The 19,112-nt window shown below is 35.4% G+C and carries 23 protein-coding genes; all 23 read right to left on the bottom strand.

Annotated elements, in window-relative coordinates; translation table 11 throughout:
- Window position 1: 1 nt before the first annotated feature.
- Window positions 2–1,051, bottom strand: a complete 1,050-nt coding sequence (locus J5J03_RS21520; RefSeq protein ID WP_208592524.1) for a protein-glutamate methylesterase/protein-glutamine glutaminase — start codon at window positions 1,049–1,051, stop codon at window positions 2–4.
- A 6-nt stretch (window positions 1,052–1,057) separates the two neighbouring features.
- The gene (locus J5J03_RS21515; RefSeq protein ID WP_208592522.1) at window positions 1,058–1,912 is read right to left on the bottom strand and encodes a MinD/ParA family protein; all 855 of its coding nucleotides are present in this window, start codon (window positions 1,910–1,912) and stop codon (window positions 1,058–1,060) included.
- Window position 1,913: 1 nt separating this feature from the next.
- Complete coding sequence (flhF, locus tag J5J03_RS21510; RefSeq protein ID WP_208592520.1) at window positions 1,914–3,023, bottom strand: flagellar biosynthesis protein FlhF; 1,110 nt, start codon at window positions 3,021–3,023, stop codon at window positions 1,914–1,916.
- Window positions 3,020–5,053 carry a flagellar biosynthesis protein FlhA gene (flhA, locus tag J5J03_RS21505; RefSeq protein WP_208592518.1) on the bottom strand — a complete coding sequence of 678 codons (2,034 nt, stop codon included), beginning with the start codon at window positions 5,051–5,053 and terminating at the stop codon, window positions 3,020–3,022. Before flhA ends, flhF begins: the two co-directional genes overlap by 4 nt.
- Before the next feature lie 38 nt (window positions 5,054–5,091).
- A complete protein-coding gene (gene flhB / locus J5J03_RS21500; protein ID WP_208592517.1) occupies window positions 5,092–6,171 on the bottom strand; it encodes a flagellar biosynthesis protein FlhB in 1,080 nt (359 codons plus the stop codon).
- A 3-nt stretch (window positions 6,172–6,174) separates the two neighbouring features.
- Window positions 6,175–6,945 (bottom strand): flagellar biosynthetic protein FliR, encoded by a 771-nt coding sequence (gene fliR / locus J5J03_RS21495; protein WP_208592515.1) that lies wholly within the window; start codon window positions 6,943–6,945, stop codon window positions 6,175–6,177.
- 3 nt (window positions 6,946–6,948) lie between these two features.
- A complete protein-coding gene (gene fliQ, locus J5J03_RS21490; protein WP_208592513.1) occupies window positions 6,949–7,218 on the bottom strand; it encodes a flagellar biosynthesis protein FliQ in 270 nt (89 codons plus the stop codon).
- A 25-nt stretch (window positions 7,219–7,243) separates the two neighbouring features.
- A complete protein-coding gene (fliP, locus tag J5J03_RS21485; RefSeq protein ID WP_208592656.1) occupies window positions 7,244–7,918 on the bottom strand; it encodes a flagellar type III secretion system pore protein FliP in 675 nt (224 codons plus the stop codon).
- Window positions 7,902–8,477 (bottom strand): flagellar biosynthetic protein FliO, encoded by a 576-nt coding sequence (locus J5J03_RS21480; protein WP_208592511.1) that lies wholly within the window; start codon window positions 8,475–8,477, stop codon window positions 7,902–7,904. Before J5J03_RS21480 ends, fliP begins: the two co-directional genes overlap by 17 nt.
- Window positions 8,478–8,568: 91 nt before the next feature.
- The gene (locus J5J03_RS21475) at window positions 8,569–8,931 is read right to left on the bottom strand and encodes a response regulator (RefSeq protein ID WP_018932662.1); all 363 of its coding nucleotides are present in this window, start codon (window positions 8,929–8,931) and stop codon (window positions 8,569–8,571) included.
- Between the two features lie 23 nt (window positions 8,932–8,954).
- Window positions 8,955–10,133 (bottom strand): flagellar motor switch phosphatase FliY, encoded by a 1,179-nt coding sequence (fliY, locus tag J5J03_RS21470; RefSeq protein ID WP_208592509.1) that lies wholly within the window; start codon window positions 10,131–10,133, stop codon window positions 8,955–8,957.
- Window positions 10,123–11,124 (bottom strand): flagellar motor switch protein FliM, encoded by a 1,002-nt coding sequence (fliM, locus tag J5J03_RS21465; RefSeq protein ID WP_208592507.1) that lies wholly within the window; start codon window positions 11,122–11,124, stop codon window positions 10,123–10,125. Before fliM ends, fliY begins: the two co-directional genes overlap by 11 nt.
- A gap of 25 nt (window positions 11,125–11,149) precedes the next feature.
- Complete coding sequence (locus J5J03_RS21460; RefSeq protein ID WP_208592505.1) at window positions 11,150–11,566, bottom strand: flagellar basal body-associated FliL family protein; 417 nt, start codon at window positions 11,564–11,566, stop codon at window positions 11,150–11,152.
- Window positions 11,556–11,780 (bottom strand): flagellar FlbD family protein, encoded by a 225-nt coding sequence (locus J5J03_RS21455; protein WP_208592503.1) that lies wholly within the window; start codon window positions 11,778–11,780, stop codon window positions 11,556–11,558. The genes J5J03_RS21460 and J5J03_RS21455 overlap by 11 nt, the downstream gene beginning before the upstream one ends.
- Before the next feature lie 46 nt (window positions 11,781–11,826).
- Entirely contained in the window at window positions 11,827–12,684 is an 858-nt protein-coding gene (gene flgG / locus J5J03_RS21450; protein ID WP_208592501.1) for a flagellar basal body rod protein FlgG, read from the bottom strand.
- A gap of 77 nt (window positions 12,685–12,761) precedes the next feature.
- The gene (locus J5J03_RS21445; protein ID WP_208592499.1) at window positions 12,762–13,121 is read right to left on the bottom strand and encodes a TIGR02530 family flagellar biosynthesis protein; all 360 of its coding nucleotides are present in this window, start codon (window positions 13,119–13,121) and stop codon (window positions 12,762–12,764) included.
- A 15-nt stretch (window positions 13,122–13,136) separates the two neighbouring features.
- Complete coding sequence (gene flgD / locus J5J03_RS21440) at window positions 13,137–13,589, bottom strand: flagellar hook assembly protein FlgD (RefSeq protein ID WP_208592497.1); 453 nt, start codon at window positions 13,587–13,589, stop codon at window positions 13,137–13,139.
- 10 nt (window positions 13,590–13,599) lie between these two features.
- Window positions 13,600–14,976 carry a flagellar hook-length control protein FliK gene (locus J5J03_RS21435; protein WP_208592495.1) on the bottom strand — a complete coding sequence of 459 codons (1,377 nt, stop codon included), beginning with the start codon at window positions 14,974–14,976 and terminating at the stop codon, window positions 13,600–13,602.
- A gap of 27 nt (window positions 14,977–15,003) precedes the next feature.
- Entirely contained in the window at window positions 15,004–15,588 is a 585-nt protein-coding gene (locus J5J03_RS21430; protein ID WP_208592494.1) for a MotE family protein, read from the bottom strand.
- A 14-nt stretch (window positions 15,589–15,602) separates the two neighbouring features.
- Window positions 15,603–16,043 carry a flagellar export protein FliJ gene (gene fliJ, locus J5J03_RS21425; RefSeq protein ID WP_208592491.1) on the bottom strand — a complete coding sequence of 147 codons (441 nt, stop codon included), beginning with the start codon at window positions 16,041–16,043 and terminating at the stop codon, window positions 15,603–15,605.
- Window positions 16,043–17,359 carry a flagellar protein export ATPase FliI gene (gene fliI / locus J5J03_RS21420; protein ID WP_208592489.1) on the bottom strand — a complete coding sequence of 439 codons (1,317 nt, stop codon included), beginning with the start codon at window positions 17,357–17,359 and terminating at the stop codon, window positions 16,043–16,045. Before fliI ends, fliJ begins: the two co-directional genes overlap by 1 nt.
- Window positions 17,334–18,101 carry a flagellar assembly protein FliH gene (gene fliH, locus J5J03_RS21415; RefSeq protein ID WP_208592487.1) on the bottom strand — a complete coding sequence of 256 codons (768 nt, stop codon included), beginning with the start codon at window positions 18,099–18,101 and terminating at the stop codon, window positions 17,334–17,336. The genes fliI and fliH overlap by 26 nt, the downstream gene beginning before the upstream one ends.
- Entirely contained in the window at window positions 18,094–19,104 is a 1,011-nt protein-coding gene (fliG, locus tag J5J03_RS21410) for a flagellar motor switch protein FliG (protein ID WP_208592485.1), read from the bottom strand. The genes fliH and fliG overlap by 8 nt, the downstream gene beginning before the upstream one ends.
- Window positions 19,105–19,112: the final 8 nt, after the last annotated feature.

The raw sequence follows: 19,112 nt of genomic DNA, 5'->3' as shown, positions 1-19,112 counted from the left end.
TTCACCTCTTCGTTTGGATTTTTTGCACTAATATGTCACTAATATTGTCCAAGTCTTCTACGTAATCTACTAAACTAGTTTTTACTGCTGCTTGAGGCATACCATATACTACACAGGTTTCTTCCGACTGAGATATAGCAATGGTTCTAGGATGTCTTTGTTTGAGGTGTAACAGGCCATTTGATCCATCATTCCCCATACCTGTCAGTATGACTGCAAGAGGGTGACAATTCTGTACATTGGCAATCGATTCAAACAGTACATCAACGGATGGCTGGTGTCCATTAACGGGCTGTTCTGTTTTAACTTCTGCATACACTCTGCTGTCGATTTCTTTTACTCTAAATTGCTTACCACCGGTCGCTAGATAAACTTTACCATTCTCTATTAAATCCCCATTTTCTACTTCTTTAACTGTGATATTGGATAATTTATTGAGACGCTCAGCCAATGATTTGGTAAATCCTTTTGGCATATGCTGAACAATAACAACTGGTGATGGAAAACCAGCTGGCAATTTGGTGATGACTTGTTGTAATGCTCTAGGTCCCCCTGTTGAAGAACCTATCGCGATAATTGGACGGTTACTTAAAATAGGTTTATAGCTTTTCTTTTTTATAGGGGAGGACGCATTTATGGGTAACTTGTAATTAGCACGTGACGCATGCTCTACTTTTTGCACTATTTCTGATTCAACGTCTTTAATATTTAAAGAAATTGACCCTGAAGGTTTTGCGATAAAGTCAACTGCCCCGTAAGACATTGCCTCTATTGTTTTATCTGCACCAGATTTTGTTAAACTGGAAAGCATAACAACAGGAGTAGGCATCTTTTTCATGATTTCTTTTAACGTTGATATACCGTCCATTAGTGGCATTTCTACATCTAAAGTAATAACATCAGGCTTTAATTCCATCACTTTCTTTAAAGCATCTTCACCATTTCTCGCTGTAGCAATCACTTCTAAATAGGCAGAGGAATGAATAATATCTGAAATCATTTTTCGCATAAATGCTGAATCATCAACGACTAATACAAGTTTTTTGTTCATAGATTTCTACCTTTCTGTAATTAATCTTCTGAGTTTGTTTAGAAATCCTGAGTCATCTGATTTTTCGGATGGTTCCCCTAGGTACTGATTAGTGACATGTTCGATTGCCACTGATACTTTTGATTTAGGGTTATGTATAAGAAAAGGTTGCTGTGCTAATACAGCGTCTGTAACAGCTGAATCATCAGGGATTGTTCCAAGCGGGATAACATCATGATGTAAGAAACGTTTCACAGCACTATTCATACGATTCATGATATCGATACCCTGCTTTTTATTTTTAGCTCGATTAATAATTAAATGAAACTTTATTGGTTGTTGTAATAACACATGCTTGATCATGGAATATGCATCTGTCATCGATGTTGGTTCTGGAGTTGTTACAAGAATACATTCATCAACAGCTAAAATATAATGGATCGTTTCTCGTGTAACACCTGCCCCCATATCAAAAATAATGTAGTCGTATTCTCTCATTAATAGTTCTAATTGCCCGATGAAATGTTGCAGTCTTTCCTCATCTAGATAGAAGATATGATCTTGTCCACTACCACCAGCAACATAAGACAGTGATTTTGGACCTATTTCTATAATATCATATATTGACAAATTATTCTCGAACAGATTTATAATAGAATAGTTAGAACTTTTCCCTAGTAATATGTCAATATTTCCCATACCCACATCCAGATCAAATAATAAAACTTTTTTTCCTTTATTAGCTAGAGATAAAGAAAAATTCAATGCAATATTTGACTTTCCTACTCCTCCTTTACCACTAACTATTGCTATCGTTTTTGCATGATAATGACTGTGTTCCCCTCTTAATTTTTGTCTTAGCTTTGCTGCTTGATCAGCCATTTTAATCACCAACTATTAATTTTGCAATTTGGTCTATCGAACTTTCTTCAATATCATCAGGTACATCCTGACCATTTGTTATATATGCAATACCAATTTGATATTTTAAGCATAAGTTTAATACAGGACCATAAGTGGTTGTTTCATCTTTCTTGGTTAAAATTAGTTGCTTCATTGGAATATTATTAAATTGTTGATATATCTCTTCTAGATCCTTTGCCCTAGTCGTTAATGAAAGGACTAAATAAGTATTAACCTCGTGGTTTAAATCCACTATTTTACCCAATTCTTTAATATATTTTTCATCTCTGAAATTTCTTCCAGCCGTATCAACGAAAACATAATCGTATTCTTGAAACTTTTGCTTCGCCTTTTGATAATCATCCAAATTATAAGCAATTTCTATTGGGACATCCAAAATTTTTGAATAAGTCTTTAGTTGCTCAATCGCTGCAATTCGATACGTATCTGTTGTTATAAATGCTACTTTTTTTTGGAGGTTTAACACACAATGTGCTGCTAATTTTGCGATAGTTGTCGTTTTTCCTACCCCTGTAGGTCCAACTAGATGAATGAATTGTTTATCAAATATTTCTCCACCAAAAGTCCCTTTGTTTGCGATACGGTGTTTTATCTCAAAAGATAACTGATCCCAAACTTTACTTTCTGCTACCTCCTCATTATCAAATCTTGTTTGAATAGATTCGATTAATTCGTAAGCGATTGTCTCATCTACTTCTTGCTTGATTAAATGATCGTAAACCACTTGATAAGGAAGCTTAAAGGTCATATCATTGGTAGCATTCTTCTGCATCCATTGTTTCATTTCCCGCAATTCTTTTAAAACCTCTTCTTGATTTGGACTTTTGACTGTAGGTTTAGCATCTAATTTAGGTTCTGCTGCATGTCTACTCACGTTATTCTTTCTGTTCGGCAGTTTTGTTTGATCCATTGCCGCTAAGACTTCGATTTTTCTCTTCTTGAAAAGCCCCAAAAATCCACCATCATATATCACCTTCGAATTTAAGATAACAGCATCTGACCCTAATTCTTTTCTGACGACTTGCATCACTTCTGGCATTGTTGCACCTTTAAATTTTTTTACTTTCATGCTACGTTCACCACCCCGATGCTCTGAATTTCTGCAGTTGGTTCAATTTCATTGTAAGACAGGACAATTACATGTGGATAAAAGCGATCCAATAATTGCTTGAAATACATCCGAATCGTCGGTGAACATAAGATGACTGGTGTCACCTCTTGTAAACTCATGTTCTCGACATTTTCCGACACAGAGTGAATTACTTGTTGCTGTGTATCAGGATCCATCGCTAAATAACTTCCATGCTCGGTTTGCTGTATATGCTCAGCAATTAGCTTTTCTACTTCTCCTGAAACAGTTATCACTTTTAATTGTTGCTTTCCTTGTACGATATCATTCGTGATTTGAACAGATAATGATTGTCTTACATATTCGGTCAATAAATCTGTATCAGTCGTCATTTTGGCAAAATCCGCTAATGTTTCAAAAATAACAGGTAAATTCTTAATAGAGACATTTTCACGTAACAACTTAGCTAATACTTTTTGAACATCCCCAACCGCTAATGGCTCTGGTGTTACTTCTTCTACCAAAATTGGATTGGACTCTTTTAAATGATCAATTAATTGTTGTGTTTCTTGACGACCAATTAATTGGTGTGCAAAACGTTTTATTAACTCTGTAATATGCGTAGAGACTACAGAAGGAGGATCTACAACGGTATAACCAGACATTTCTGCATCATCTTTAACATCTTCTGTAATCCATTTAGCAGGTAATCCAAATGCCGGTTCAACGGTATCAATTCCGTCTAATTCATCATCTTCAATACCTGGGCTCATCGCTAAATAATGATCAAGAAGTAGCTCTCCCCTAGCAATTTCATTACCTTTTATTTTAAGCCTATATTCATTAGGATTTAACTGAATATTGTCTCGAATTCTTACCACCGGAATAACTAAACCTAATTCAATTGCTAATTGCCGCCTAATCATCACAACACGATCTAATAAATCTCCACCTTGATTAGTATCGGCTAACGGAATTAGACCATACCCAAATTCGAATTCAATCGGATCCATATTAATCAGACCAACTACATTTTCTGGTGATTGCATTTCTGCCGACTCTGCCTCATCCACCTGTTCATCACTAGGTGCTTCATCAACTTGTGTTCTTCTTGATAACAGATAAGCACTAACAATTAATATTGCAGCGATCAACGTTGTCAGAAAAAAATTGATCGGTGTTAGACCTAAAAAGAAAATCGTACCACCCGCAACATAAAGCAGGATAGGATATCTCAGTAGCTGCTTGCTAACATCCGCACTCAGGTTACCATCTGAGGCAACTCTAGTAACAACGATACCGGTAGCTGTCGATATTAGTAAAGCTGGGATCTGACTAACTAATCCATCACCAACCGTTAAACGCATATATGTATCAATTGCTTCATTAAAACTTAATCCAAGCTGTGCTATACCAATTATTAACCCAAAGATAATATTAATAAGTACAATGATGATACCTGCAATTGCATCACCTTTTACGAATTTACTGGCACCATCCATTGCGCCATAAAAATCAGCTTCGTGCTCAATTTTTTCTCGTCGCTCTTTTGCTTGCTGTTCATTAATCATTCCTGCATTTAAATCAGCATCGATACTCATTTGCTTACCTGGCATTGCATCTAATGTAAAGCGAGCTGCTACTTCTGATACACGCTCACTACCCTTGGTAATAACTAAAAATTGAATAATAACTAAAATAACGAACACAACAAAACCTACCAAAGGATTATCACCGATAACGAAAGTACCAAATGTTTCCACTACGCCACCTGCATCTGCCTCTGATAAAATAGATCGGGTAGTAGATACATTCAAACCTAACCGAAATAATGTCAGTAGCAATAGTAAAGAAGGGAAAACAGAGAACTGCAAAGCCTCTGTTGTATTCATGGAGACTAAAATCACGATTAATGCTAGAGATATATTGGTTAAAATTAATATACTTAATAACCACCCTGGAAGAGGAATAACTAACATAATAATAATAGATATAACACCAAATAAAACGGAAAAATCTCTAGCTTTCATCTTCTTACAACTCCTTTACGTAAAACACACAAACGTTCTTAAATCTTCTTTTGAATTCGATAAACATAAGCTAAAATTTCTGCTACAGCTTGGAAGAATTCTTCACTTATGATTTCATCAATCTCGACTTGATCGTATAATGCTCTTGCTAAAGGTCGATTTTCTACCATCACCACATCATGATTTCGAGCAATATCTTTGATTCGCATCGCAACAAAATCGACACCTTTGGCAACAACATATGGCGCATCTGCCTTTCGTTCATCATATTTAATCGCAATTGCATAATGAGTTGGATTAGTGATCACAACATCTGCATTAGGTACTTCACTCATCATCCTTTGCATCGCCATCTGTCTTTGCTTTTCTTTTATTTTTGATCTGATCAATGGATCTCCTTCAATATTTTTATGCTCATCTTTAACATCATTTTTAGACATTCTGTTTTGTTTTTCAAAATCATATTTTTGATAAGCATAATCAATCACCGAAATAATTAGCAGGCCGATTGCTGCTGCAACTCCCATTTGAATCGTCATCTGTCCAAAGAAAGCTAATGCACCATGAACCTCTTTATCCGCTAACATCATCATTTCATCTCGATTGATCCATATGATAGAGAATGTAATCACACCTACAACGACAATTTTTAGTAAAGATTTTACTAACTCCACTAGTGCTCTGGCGGAAAATATCCTCTTCGCACCTTGAATGGGATCAATTTTATTTAACTTCATTTTCAACGGTTCAGTTGTAAACAAAAAGCCTATTTGCATAAAATTCGAAGCAAGCCCAGCAACAATTGCTATAAGCATAATGGGTGCGATAGCTATACTTATTTGGGACAAAACATCTAAGAACATGCTGAATAGTTCTTCTTCTGTTACATCATGATGGATATATTCCGTGAATGATTTGCTAAACATGTCTGACATCGTGCTTTTCAGGTTATCACCTGTCACTAACAAAATAATAAACACAAAAAATAGTAAAATCGCTGTATTTACATCTTGACTCTTGGCAACTTGGCCTTTTTTACGAGCGTCTTGTCTTTTCTTCGGAGTGGCTTTTTCTGTTTTTTCGCCTGCAAAAAATTGAAGATCAAGCCGTAATTCCATCTATTAAGCACCTCCGAACATTTGAATAAGACTTTGCATCGTTTCTAAAGTATATTGAAAAAGTTGCTGCACAATCATCATAAAAAAAGGTACAAACATAAATAGTACAGCAAAAGAAACAAGAATTTTCAATGGGAGTCCCACGACAAAAACATTGAGCTGTGGCACGGTTCTGGCAATAATACCTAATGCTACGTCCACTAAAAATAAACAACCAACTATTGGAAGAGCTAATTGAAATGCCATTAAAAACATTTGACTGAACGTTTGTAGAATCAAATCTAGATTATTAAATTGAAATAACTGATCTAACGGCAATTCTTCAAAACTATACATCATCCCATTAAGCAACAGGTGATGACCATCAACCGATAGCAAAAATAGTATAGCGATTGTATAAAAGTATTGTCCTATTAACGGACTTTGAGCTCCTGTTTGTGGGTCAACAACATTTGCAATCGCAAAACCCATTTGAAAATCGATGAAGCCACCTGCAATCTGAATAGCTGATAAAATTACATAAGCAATTAATCCTAATAACAATCCGATGACTGCCTCTTTCATAATGAGTAAGATATACATGCCATCAAATGCAAGCTCTGGAATCTCCAGTGTATAAAACATAATCCATGCTATAAAAACACCAATACCAATTTTTAATTGTGTTGGTATATTACGATAAGAAAAGATCGGTACGGTGGCAAAAAATGATATTACTCTGACTAAAATTAAAATAAATGCTGGAAAACGATTAATATCAATTAACTCAAACATAATCTATCTCACAAACTGATTCATATTCTGAAATAAATTTGTTGCATATTCTACCATTGTCGCTAACATCCATGGGCCAAAGATAACAATACCTAATAAAACAGCAACAATCTTCGGTATAAATGCAAGTGTTTGTTCTTGAATTTGGGTAGTAGCCTGAAAAATACTTACTAATAAACCTACTACTAGCGCCAATATAAGGATTGGCCCTGCCACTATTAAAATGGTAAATATCCCCTGTTCGGCTAATGAAACAACAAATTCTCCACTCACTATCAGTATCTCCTCTCAAACTATGTCAAAGTGGTAAGAAACCATCTAATAATGAATGTGTAATTAAATACCACCCATCTACTAGAACAAACAATAATATTTTAAATGGTAATGAAATCATCACCGGCGGTAACATCATCATTCCCATAGACATTAAGACACTTGCTACTGCCATATCAATCACTAGAAATGGAACAAATATCATAAAGCCCATTTGAAAAGCTGTTTTTAATTCACTAATTGCAAAAGCTGGAACTAATGTTGTCAATGGAATATCTTGAACAGTTTCCGGCCTGTCTATTTCTGCATAATTCATAAATAACGCTAAATCTTTTTCCCTTGTATGCTTGGACATAAACTCTTTAATCGGAATAGTTGCATTATCATATGCTTCTTCTAACGGTATCTCTTCCTCGAATAACGGCTGTAATGCTTCCTCGTTTACCTCTTGAAATGTAGGTGCCATAATAAAAAATGTCATAAATAAAGCGAGACCGATCAATACTTGGTTTGGTGGCATTTGCTGTGTCGCCAGAGACGTCCGCACAAATGATAAAACAATCAAAATTCTAGTAAAGCTAGTCATTAATATCAATATACTAGGAGCCAATGAAAGAACAGTTAATAATAAAAGTAAACGGACAGATGTAGATATACTCTCAGGATCAGTACCGGAGAAAACATCAATGAGATGAATCATCATTTTTTTGACTACTTTCCTTTAGTTTTTGATATACTTTTTTTCTTCCTTCTTTCATTGTATTAAGCTCCTTATTAAATAGCGAAGTAAAGTTTTGATTGCTACTTTTCGTTGACTCCGATGGTTGTTTTGTCAGTTTCGCCTTGAGTTTATCTAAAGAATCACTTGTTTCTTCTTGTTTGATTAACTGTTCGATTGTAACAGGGTCCGTTATTTCCATTAATAATTCAATGTTCTCTGCAACACCAATGACATAAAAACGATCCCCTATCTTTATCGTTTGAATCGATTTATTCGATCCAACGGTTATACCACCATAATTCTCAATTACTTGATGCTTTTTGAGAAACCCGTTTTTTTTGCGCAAATACTTTGAGATCAGTACAATCAAACCAATCACAATAGCTAAGGCGAGAATGAGTTTAATGAAACTACCAATAAAAGTAGGGGACTCAACAGTAAGCTGATCATCTGTTTCTGTGACTCCTTCACTATCATTCACTTCATTCTCTTCTTCTAGTTGTATTTCTTCTTGATTATCCAATATTTCATTTACCATTCTTGCCTCTAGATTAATAGGTGAAAGCCATACTAGAAGCGATATAAATAATATACTTATACATAATTTCAGGTTAATGCTAATCACCTCATTAACCTAAAACTTTTGAAATGGCTTCGATTACCCTGTCAGCTTGAAATGGTTTTACAATAAAGTCTTTGGCACCTGCTTGGATTGCATCAATTACCATCGCTTGTTGTCCCATAGCAGAACACATAATAACCTTAGCATCTCCATTGATACTTTGAATTTCTTTTAAAGCAGCAATTCCATCCATTTCTGGCATGGTAATGTCCATTGTTACTAGGTCAGGTTGCAATTCTTTATATTTTTCAACAGCTTCTTGTCCATCCTGCGCTTCACCTACTACGTCATACCCATTCTTTGTTAAAATATCCTTGATCATCATTCTCATAAAAGCAGCGTCATCTACGATTAATACTGTTTTAGCCATGTTTTATCCATCCTTTCGATAACCTATTTTAGTTGCTTTAATCTATCTTCTTTACTTACGATATCTGTTACCCGCACACCAAAGTTTTCATCGATGACTACTACTTCCCCTTTGGCTATTAGTTTTTGGTTGACTAATATATCAACTGGCTCACCTGCGAGCTTGTCTAATTCTACAATGGAACCTGAGGATAGTTCTAAAATCTCTTTTACCGTTCGTTGCGTTCTTCCTAATTCGACGGTAACTTGTAATGGAATATCCATTAATAAGTCTAGATTTCGCTTTTCGCTTTGTTGTATAGGTACATCCTCAAAACTAGAGAATGCAGCCGCTTGTACCTCTTGATTTGTTCCCGCTGATTGAGTTCCTAATTGTTTTGGCTGGTGTTGCCCGGTATTGCTATGTGCTTGTTGCTGTATGGTTTGTGAATTAGGAACTGATACTGTCGTTTCATTTTTTTGATTGATTTCAGCTTCATCTGTCGTTTCATTATCTAATCTATCTGTTTCCTCTGATGAATTCAGCAATTGATCTACTAAATCTTTAGCGAATGTTACAGGTAATAACTGCATAATCTTTGAATCTATTAATGTTCCAATTTTTAATTGAAACGAAACCTTGATTAAGACATCATCATCTGGCGTTAAGAATTGTGTTTCTTCTTCTGTTACATCCATAATAGATGTTGTCGGTGGAGAAATATCTACCTTCTTATTAAAAACAGTAGACATACTAGTGGCTGCAGTTCCCATCATTTGATTCATTGCTTCTTGAACAGCACTTAAATGGATATCATTTAATTCCTGTGTTTCAGGATTACCATCTCCACCAAGCATGAGGTCAGCAATAATCGCTGCATCTTTTGATTCTAGTATAAATAAGTTAGCTCCACTAAAGCCTTCTGTATATTTCACTTCAATCCCTACATACGGTACCGGAAATTCTTCCTCTAATTCACCTTTGTGAAGAACACTGATGATAGGTGTTGTAATCTCTACTTTTTGATTTAATAAAGTAGAAAGAGTAGTTGCCGAACTTCCAAATGATATATTCCCAATTTCCCCCAAAGCATCTTCTTCGATAGATGATAGGCAATCATCTGTGGAAGGAGCCTCATTTGCATTCACATCTTCATCGGTATCATCAGAACCATTTAATAGTGCATCTATTTCATCTTGGGATAACATTCCATCATTCATCATCGTGATCCCCTCCCTTAATTTCGTCTATTACTTGCACTGCAATCTTCTGTTTTTTCTTTCCCGGTTGTACAAGAAACTTAGGCTCTTGACCAACCTGTAATGTTAAAGCTTGATCGATATTCTTATCCAATACAATGGTATCGTCTATACCTAAAAATAAAAATTCTTCTAATGTAATCGATGTTTCACCTAATACAGCGGTCATGTCCAATGTCGTTTGTTTGATGTTATGTGAAATAGATTCATATTCTTCTGGCTTTCTTTCCTTAGAATTTTCATTTTGCATCCAATAATGAACAGATAATTTGGGTATAATCGGTTCAAGTACTACATGAGGAATACAAATGTTAATCATACCGCTACTATCACCAATTGTAGTATCTAGAGAAACTACAACAACCGTTTCGTTAGGAGAAACTAGTTGTAGAAATTGTGGATTTACTTCAAAGTCCTCCAACATTGGATCAATATTAACTACTGAACTCCAAGCTTCCTGAAGATTGTCTAAAGCTTTTTCAAACAGTTGTGACATAAGTGATGTTTCAATTTCGGTTAAATTATCAATCTTATTAACACTGCTTCCTTTTCCACCTAGCATACGGTCTAGCATAGCATAAGCTATATTCGGGTTGAATTCAAAAATAATTCTACCATCTAATGGTTCAACACTGTAGACATTTAAAATCGTTTGGCTTGGAATCGATCGAATAAATTCTTCATAAGGAATTTGATCTACAGAAGCAACAGCAATATGCACATAGGTTCTTAACTGTGCTGAAAAATACGTTGATAACAATCTGGCAAAGTTATCATGGATTCTGGAAATACTTCTAATTTGATCTTTAGAAAATCTTAATGCTCTTTTAAAATCATATACTTTTACCTTTTTATCTTTTTCTTCTTCTTTTAATTGATTGGCATCCATTTCACCAGATGATAAAGCTGATAATAAGGCGTCAATCTCATTTTGCGAAAGAACTTCATCTGCCATTTTTCCACCTCCATTCGGAGTATACTTACTGGATAACTTTACTTATAATTAAGACATCGACGATTTGACCTTCCGTCATATGTTTATTCATAGCTGTTTTCATATCACTTTCTAACTCCGATAAATTGTCTTGAAAATCTTTTGCTGTCAGATCAACTGATAATTTTATAAATTCATTTTTCACTTGGAATTCTCTCTTTTCAATTTCATCTAAAGCATCATTACTATTCGTAATAAATTGAAATTGTATGAGAACGTAATTACCATCATTTAAATCTGTTCTTATTTCTTCAGTTGTATAAGAGTTTTTCACCATATCATCTATTGACATAGCCTCTCCTTCATTAGAGGTACTGTTTAATAGAAAATATAATGTTACAGCTCCTGCTATCGTAATAGTTAATAAAACGACAACTAGGATTTTGATTAACTTAGGATTCATTACCTTGTTCACCTACTTCTCTTTGAAGTTGAAAGAGACCAATTTCCTTATAAAACTCTCTCACCATTTCCTTCACTGCTTCTTCTGACTCTTTCACAAATATTTTTTTCTGATTAGTCATAGTGATAGTTGTATCGGGAAAAGATTCAATACGTTCTATGTATATCGCATTAATAGTAATCGTGTCGCCTTTTAATTTTGTTAATGTAATCATAGATTTAGAGAGTTAAGGGACAGAGCCTTAACCCTCTTCCTCCTTCTTATCGTTTTAAGTTCACTAGTTCCTGTAATATTTCGTCAGATGTTGTAATAATTCTTGTATTTGCTTGAAAACCACGTTGAGCTGTAATCATTTCAGTAAATTCTTCTGAAAGATCTACGTTAGACATTTCTAATGCACCAGCAACAATAGAAGCAGTTCCGCCTTCTTCTGGTTGGAAATAAATCGAGTCATTTTCTCCAGTATCAAACTGACCGTCATTAACAGTAGTTTGATACATATTCGCTCCTACCTTTTCTAAGCCGCCTTCATTAGCAAATTTACTTAAAGCAATTTGGCCCGCAACTCTCGTTTCACCATCTTCCACATAATTAACCACTCCATTCCCTTCAATACTGAAACTTGATGCAGTATCAGGGATATTAATAACTCCAACTTGCGTATGGTCAATATCATCAAGTGACGAAGGTTCAGCACCTTGTGGTTGAAAACCCATTAAATATTGACCATTAGCATTTACGATATTACCATCATCATCAAGGTACATATTACCTGCACGTGAATACTGTAATTCATCACCTTCTTGAAAAACAAACATGCCGTCCCCTTCTAATTGAAGATCTAATGGGCGTTCTGTCGTTTGGCGATTTCCTTGTGTATGAACATTGTCAATCGATCCTAACTGAGAGCCTGTCCCCACTTGGGCAGGATTGATCCCCCCACGATTAGCAGTTGGAGCACTTGCGCCAGAGACAGTTTGACTCATCATATCTTGAAAAGTTGCACGGCCTTTTTTAAAGCCTGCTGTATTTACGTTGGCTATATTGTTACCTACCACATCTAATTTTGTTTGAAAACTCTTCATACCTGAAATACCAGCATACATTGAACGTAACATTTATAAACTTCCTTTCCGTTATTTATTAAGCTATCGCTGTCGGTTGATAGCTTGTAAGCCTCCCTTGTGGGTCCAGCCTAATCCATTACGATCGTTCCATTAATATTGGTAAAGATTTTACTGCTTAACTCACTTTTATCCAATGCAGTTATCACTTTCTTACTTTCTGCATTCACAATAAATGCTGCATCACCCATTATCACTAATGACTCTTTTACACCTTTGTCCTTAGCTTGATTCAATTTCTCGTTCATCTTGTTCCAATCTGTATCACTCAAATGAATATCTCGCTGAGTCATTCTGTCACTAGCATGTTTACTTATTTCAATTTCCTGTTGCTCTTTTAAGACTTTAGCAAAATCACTAGATTTATTTTGTTGAACTTTTAAGTTTTTTGGAACAAGTGGATGATGATAAGCATGGATCCGATTATCCATAGTATCCCTCCTCTTTTATTCCGCGGAAGGATCATTGATTCTGAGTACCTCATCGGTGTATATTTTCGTTTCGTTATCTAATTCTATTACGGCATAACCTCCATTTTGTGAGATTGCCTTCACTTCACTTGTAGCAATCTCTTTCGGTTCTGCTACTTCACCAGTTTCTTCATCTATACGATAATAACTAACTTCTTTTCCGATTAAATGGCTATATTGTATAACAGGAGAAACGGTTTGGTTTTGTACTAGCGTATCAATAGAATTAGACATGTTCATCATTTGCTCTAATGATGAAAAAGTTGTCATTTGTGAGATAAACTCTTTATCCTCCATCGGGTTTAATGGATCCTGATTTTGCAATTGTGTCATTAAAATTTTTAAAAACTCATCTTTCCCTAAACTATTATTAACCTCTCTTGATTGATTTTGGTTAGATAAATAATAGGATGGATCAATAGAAGTCATTGTTTATCACCTACACTTTCGCATCCATCAACATATCATGGAAACTTAAATTTTGGTTATCAGAATAGGATTCCTCCTCTTTCTGATCGTCCTGCTGTTGTTGCTTTTCTTCTTCTTGAGAATTCAAGTTGTCATCCGTTAATTCTTCTTGGTTAATCTGAGTAAAGTTTTCTTGTTTTTCAATGATTACTTGTTGTGGCGAGAACATATGACGAAGCTGCTTCAGGTTCCCCTCTAACAATTCTTTAGCACCTTGTGTACTAGCAATCATTTTAACTGTCATTTCACCATTGATTTGGGTCAATTTAACGGTAACATCCCCTAAGTGTTTCGGTTGAAGTCGTATCATCAGTTGGTTAGCTCCGCTTGATAGCTTCATAAAATTACTTTTTTGCATGACTTGCTGAAATTGATCAATAAGTTGTTTCTGAGCTAACTGTTGATCACTATTTGTTTGGGACAGGTGAATCACATATTGTTGTATTTTCGATTGAACTTGTTGACTTCCGGTATCATTTCTAACGACCTGCGATTGCTCCTGCTTACTTATAGGTTCTATTCTTTCCATTGCACTTTCAATCCAACGCTTTACATCTTGTTGCGTAACCTTTTGCGTACTTCCATAATGCTGCTGCATAGACCTGCGATTTTGAAAATTTGCTAACAACTTCGACCATATTTCACTACTTTTCTCATTGGTAGCTTCTGATAGAAGATTCTGTGCTGCTTGCAATGTCTGATGATTCATTTGTGACCATTGCTTTAACAATTGTAAAATTTGTTTGTAATCACGATTATTAATAGTTTGGTTTTGAATTTGTTGTACTATTTTTTCTGTTTGTTCGACTAGTGTTGTTGTTTTTTCACCTAAAACAACTTCTGTATTTTGGCTTTGTTGGACTATACTATTTTGCACGAGATAGGCATCCTTAAAATAAAGATTAGTGTCTTGCCCTCCTGTACTCTTACCTATGTGATCGACTTCTAGCAATTTCTTGATCAAGTCAGCTAATACTTCAAGTTGTCCTTCTAATAATTCTATTTGATCATCATTTAGGTTCTCCTTGATAAATGTCATTAATTCCTCTTGTGATAAACCTTCATTGTCAGTATGCTCCGAATTATTGTTGATCATGTTGATTAATTCTGTTAGTCCATTCAATTGTTCTTCCGATAAACTTCCTAAGGTATCTCGTAACGATTCTGTATCAATTAGCTTTACTGTGTTTGTGTCACCATCAGGTTCTGTTAGACTTGCTTGTTGTCTATTGCTTGCCATATTGGCTGACATAAGATCAGAAAAACCTTTTCCTTCTACTTTATCTCTTATAGTTTTAAGTGTAGGCACGGCTGAGCCATTCGCAAACCATTCAGGTGCTACAATCATTTTTTCACCTCCTTTCAAATTGCCTCATCATTCATTCACTAATAAATCTGAATATTCAGCTGCTATTTCCGGGTCCATCCCACCTAAGATTTCTCCTCTAACTTCTGAATCTAATTGACGTAATAATGGTACAGCGATATCAGCCTCCATCGTTTCCAATATAGGTGCTGCCGTTTTCGGTTTCATCGCAGTAAAAGAAGCAGCAAGCTCATCAATTGAGTCTGAATTTTCTGTATCGTTCTCCTGAGCATCTTCCAATTCTACAATTTGTGAAGACAAATCTGATATTTCTTCTTCCAGTTCAGAAATAGTTCCGTCTTTTGTTTGAACTTCATATTGTAATGCGTCAAGCTCTTCTTGAAGCTTATCAATTTGTTGATCTTTCTCCTCTAACTGATTAGCGTGTAATTCTTCTTGGTCCGTTGTCACTTGCTCGTCTATAAATGGAACCTTATTTAATGTTTCCTTTGTATATTTACCAACATCCACGCCCATCACGTATAGGATTAATACCGTTATCAGCAATGCAAAAATTAACGATACAAGTATTACTATTAACCATTGAAAAACACTCGGTTTTTTTTCATTATTTTTCTTTGGATTGGTTGCCATTTCTTCACCTATCCTTACTTTTCTAGATACTTGCGAATGGAAACTTCATCCATCAGCATTAAGTCTTTTTTATCTTCCAATTGTTTATACTGCTGCTCTTTGTTGTCGATTATTTTCTCTATTTTTTTCACTTCGATATAATGATCAGTTACATACTCTTGTACTTGGTCCATATACTTTCTCGCCGCATCCACTTTTTTTTGAACATTGATGATGCTGGGCATAAGAAAATCTAAATATTGATGATAGGATTTAATCGTTTCAATTTGGGATTTGTCTGACAATGATTGCTTATAGCTTTCTTCTATCTTCTCTTTCTTTTTGAGCAAATCATATAAGTGACTGGCATGCTTTTCAAATTCCGCTGTGGCTTCTTGAAATTTAAGTTGGGCGTCATTTTTTTCATTCTCTCTTATCATTCTGATTTTTTCATACCCGTGTAATTGATTCATCATCAGGAACTACTCCTTTTTGCCAGTTCTTGTAATTGTTGTAGCGCCGTATTTTCATCTGCGTTTTCATTCATATCTTGCTTTAAGACGTTTAGAATTCCTGGTTGAAGTTGAATCGCCTGGTCAACGAATTTATTAGACCCTCTTTTGTAAGCACCTATTTGAATTAACTCCTGATTATCATCATAAGTAGAAAGAATTGAACGAATCTTCTGTGTTAATTCCAGCCTTTCTTTTGAAACAATCTCAGGCATTACCCTGCTTACAGACTGCAAAACATTGATCGCTGGGAATTGTCCTTTTTCTGCTAGTTTGCGATCCAAAATATAGTGACCATCCAATATACCTCTTGTTGTATCAGCTATCGGTTCATTAAAGTCATCTCCATCAACCAGAACAGTGTAAAAAGCTGTTATGGAACCATTTTTGCTTGTACCTGTTCTTTCTAGTAGAGAAGGTAGCATTGCAAACACTGACGGTGTATATCCTTTTGTTGTCGGTGGTTCTCCAATGGCAAGCCCTATTTCTCGTTGTGCCATTGCAACCCTTGTTACAGAATCCATCATTAAATTCACATCATAACCTAGATCACGAAAGTATTCGCTAATTGCAGTTGCTGTATAAGCACCTTTAATTCGCATTAATGCAGACTGATCAGAGGTAGCCACCACTACAATTGACTTCTGTAAACCTTCAGTACCTAGCTCGCGTTCAATAAATTCTTTTACTTCTCGTCCACGCTCCCCAATCAGAGCAATTACATTAATATCAGCATTACTATTGCGAGCTATCATACCTAACAAGGTACTTTTCCCTACGCCACTTCCTGCGAAAATCCCAATTCTTTGACCTTTTCCAACCGTTAGCATCGTATCAATTGCTTTTACACCAATCTGAATTGGTTCTTTTATTCTAGGTCTCTCGATCGGATTAGGTGGAGCTTGCTCTGTTGGATATTCTTTTAATCCTTTGGGTAAATGAGAACCATCTAGTAAATTACCAGTTGAATCGATTACCTTTCCTATTAATGCTCTACCTACTTTTACTTGTAAAGCATTCTTGCTCGCCTCTACTAAACAACCTGCTGCAATATTATGCACTGTTGAATAAGGCATTAAAAGGACCTTTCTTTCATAAAAACCAATTACCTCTGCCATTATTTTTTCGTTCTTTTTTTTCGTGTGGATGTAGCACACTTCACCGATGCGTGCTTCGGGTCCCCTTGCTTCAATTAATAAACCAATCACACGGTCTACTTTTCCATATCGTTTATAAGCATCTACATCATATATTTCATTCAATATCATTTGTGTTTTCACGTGTGATCTCCTCCACTACATGAAAAAGTCTTGTTCTAATTTCTTCTAATTGGCTATCAACAGAAGCATCAATTCTACCAGATGGTGTTTCTATCATAATTTGTTCTCCTTGCAGTTCAACCGATGGGTATATCCTAAATTCGATATCATCATGGATCATCGAACTTAACTCATCCTTATTTTCTATTAGGAAAGGATAATAATTACTAGAGACAAATAATTTAATACTTGATTGGTCTTTCACCTGTTCTATCAAAGATTGCGCAATTCCAACAAATTTCGCATGCTCTTGTTGGATTGACTGTTTCAAAACCTTCTCCGCTACGGCCATCGCAATTTGTAAAACTGTTTCATCACTCTCTGCAATAATTCTGTGATATTCTTGATTAGCTGTTTTCAGTACATCTCTAGCTTCTTCCACTATCTTCTGAAATTGTTGGATACTATCTTCTTGTCCTTGCTTAAAACCTTGTTGATACCCTTCTTGCTGGGCCTGCTCAATATAGTTTGCTTTTTCTTGCTCCCACTCTTGACGCCATTGATTGATTTCTGCTTGTACTTCTTCTTTCCTTTGTTCTGTTTTGTTTAATGTTTCTTTATATTTCCGCTCTGCATTCTCTATTTGCTGATAGATATTATGTAATGTTTCTTTATTATCTCGTTCAGATGAGTTTTGCTTTGTTTTCGGTGCTTCTATTTTTCTTAATTGGATTTGCCTAGGTGGTAAGGAACGATTAGACAATAATATCATCTCCTCCACCTCTAGCTATGACAATCTCGCCAACTTCTTCTAATCTTCTTATAACAGATACAATACGTGATTGTGCTTCTTCTACATCACGTAATCGAACTGGCCCCATAAATTCCATTTCTTCTTTAAATGTTTCTGCCATTCGAGTAGACATATTATTAAAGACAATTTCTTTCACTTCATCACTCGCAACTTTTAAGGATAAGCGTAAATCATCATTTTCAACTTCACGAATAACGCGTTGGATAGCTCGATTATCCAGAGTAACAATATCTTCAAATACAAACATTCTTTTCTTGATCTCTTCTGCTAATTCTGGATCATCAATCTCAAGCGTATCTAAAATAGTTCGCTCCGTACTTCGATCCACACCATTTAACACTTCAACAACTGCTTGGATACCACCAGTTTGAGTATAATCTTGTGAAACAGTAGTAGATAACTTTCGTTCAAGAATTTGCTCTACCTCAGAAATGATTTCCGGTGATGTAGAATCCATAACTGCTATTCGTCTTGCGATATCAGCTTGCATTTCTTGTGGTAATTCTGACAAGATTTGAGCAGATTGTTCAGAATCTAAATAAGATAAAACAAGTGCAATTGTCTGAGGATGTTCATTTTGAATAAAATTTATAATTTGACTAGGCTCAGCTTTCCTTGCAAAATCAAATGGTTTTACTTGTAAGGAGGAAGTCAATCTGTTTAGGATATCACCTGCTTTCTCCTCTCCTAATGCTTTTTCAAGAACGGTCTTGGCGTAACTGATACCACCTTGAGAAATATAATCCTGAGCCATCGCAATTTCATGGAATTGCTCCAAAATCTCATCTTTTTGAGTTCCATCTACTTTCTTAACAGATGAAATTTCTAATGTTAGTTTTTCAATCTCTTCTGGCGTTAAATGCTTATACACTTGGGCAGAAACATCAGGACCTAGAGAGATTAATAAAATAGCAGCTTTTTGTTTTCCTGTCAGTCGTTGTCTTTTAGCCATGTCTATTA

The sequence above is a fragment of the Gracilibacillus suaedae genome (assembly GCF_017599345.1).
GTDB lineage: Bacteria > Bacillota > Bacilli > Bacillales > Amphibacillaceae > Gracilibacillus > Gracilibacillus suaedae.
Note: the sequence above shows the minus strand (reverse complement) of the source record. Positions and strands in the feature narration are given on the sequence as shown.

Excerpts from the sequence above, each read along its gene's own strand:
- J5J03_RS21520 (WP_208592524.1), bottom strand. The coding sequence starts at position 1,051 with ATGAACAAAAAACTTGTATTAGTCGTTGATGATTCAGCATTTATGCGA.
- J5J03_RS21515 (WP_208592522.1), bottom strand. The coding sequence starts at position 1,912 with ATGGCTGATCAAGCAGCAAAGCTAAGACAAAAATTAAGAGGGGAACAC.
- flhF (WP_208592520.1), bottom strand. The coding sequence starts at position 3,023 with ATGAAAGTAAAAAAATTTAAAGGTGCAACAATGCCAGAAGTGATGCAA.
- flhA (WP_208592518.1), bottom strand. The coding sequence starts at position 5,053 with ATGAAAGCTAGAGATTTTTCCGTTTTATTTGGTGTTATATCTATTATT.
- flhB (WP_208592517.1), bottom strand. The coding sequence starts at position 6,171 with ATGGAATTACGGCTTGATCTTCAATTTTTTGCAGGCGAAAAAACAGAA.
- fliR (WP_208592515.1), bottom strand. The coding sequence starts at position 6,945 with ATGTTTGAGTTAATTGATATTAATCGTTTTCCAGCATTTATTTTAATT.
- fliP (WP_208592656.1), bottom strand. The coding sequence starts at position 7,918 with ATGATTCATCTCATTGATGTTTTCTCCGGTACTGATCCTGAGAGTATA.
- J5J03_RS21480 (WP_208592511.1), bottom strand. The coding sequence starts at position 8,477 with ATGGTAAATGAAATATTGGATAATCAAGAAGAAATACAACTAGAAGAA.
- J5J03_RS21475 (WP_018932662.1), bottom strand. The coding sequence starts at position 8,931 with ATGGCTAAAACAGTATTAATCGTAGATGACGCTGCTTTTATGAGAATG.
- fliY (WP_208592509.1), bottom strand. The coding sequence starts at position 10,133 with ATGATGAATGATGGAATGTTATCCCAAGATGAAATAGATGCACTATTA.
- fliM (WP_208592507.1), bottom strand. The coding sequence starts at position 11,124 with ATGGCAGATGAAGTTCTTTCGCAAAATGAGATTGACGCCTTATTATCA.
- J5J03_RS21460 (WP_208592505.1), bottom strand. The coding sequence starts at position 11,566 with ATGAATCCTAAGTTAATCAAAATCCTAGTTGTCGTTTTATTAACTATT.
- J5J03_RS21455 (WP_208592503.1), bottom strand. The coding sequence starts at position 11,780 with ATGATTACATTAACAAAATTAAAAGGCGACACGATTACTATTAATGCG.
- flgG (WP_208592501.1), bottom strand. The coding sequence starts at position 12,684 with ATGTTACGTTCAATGTATGCTGGTATTTCAGGTATGAAGAGTTTTCAA.
- J5J03_RS21445 (WP_208592499.1), bottom strand. The coding sequence starts at position 13,121 with ATGGATAATCGGATCCATGCTTATCATCATCCACTTGTTCCAAAAAAC.
- flgD (WP_208592497.1), bottom strand. The coding sequence starts at position 13,589 with ATGACTTCTATTGATCCATCCTATTATTTATCTAACCAAAATCAATCA.
- J5J03_RS21435 (WP_208592495.1), bottom strand. The coding sequence starts at position 14,976 with ATGATTGTAGCACCTGAATGGTTTGCGAATGGCTCAGCCGTGCCTACA.
- J5J03_RS21430 (WP_208592494.1), bottom strand. The coding sequence starts at position 15,588 with ATGGCAACCAATCCAAAGAAAAATAATGAAAAAAAACCGAGTGTTTTT.
- fliJ (WP_208592491.1), bottom strand. The coding sequence starts at position 16,043 with ATGATGAATCAATTACACGGGTATGAAAAAATCAGAATGATAAGAGAG.
- fliG (WP_208592485.1), bottom strand. The coding sequence starts at position 19,104 with ATGGCTAAAAGACAACGACTGACAGGAAAACAAAAAGCTGCTATTTTA.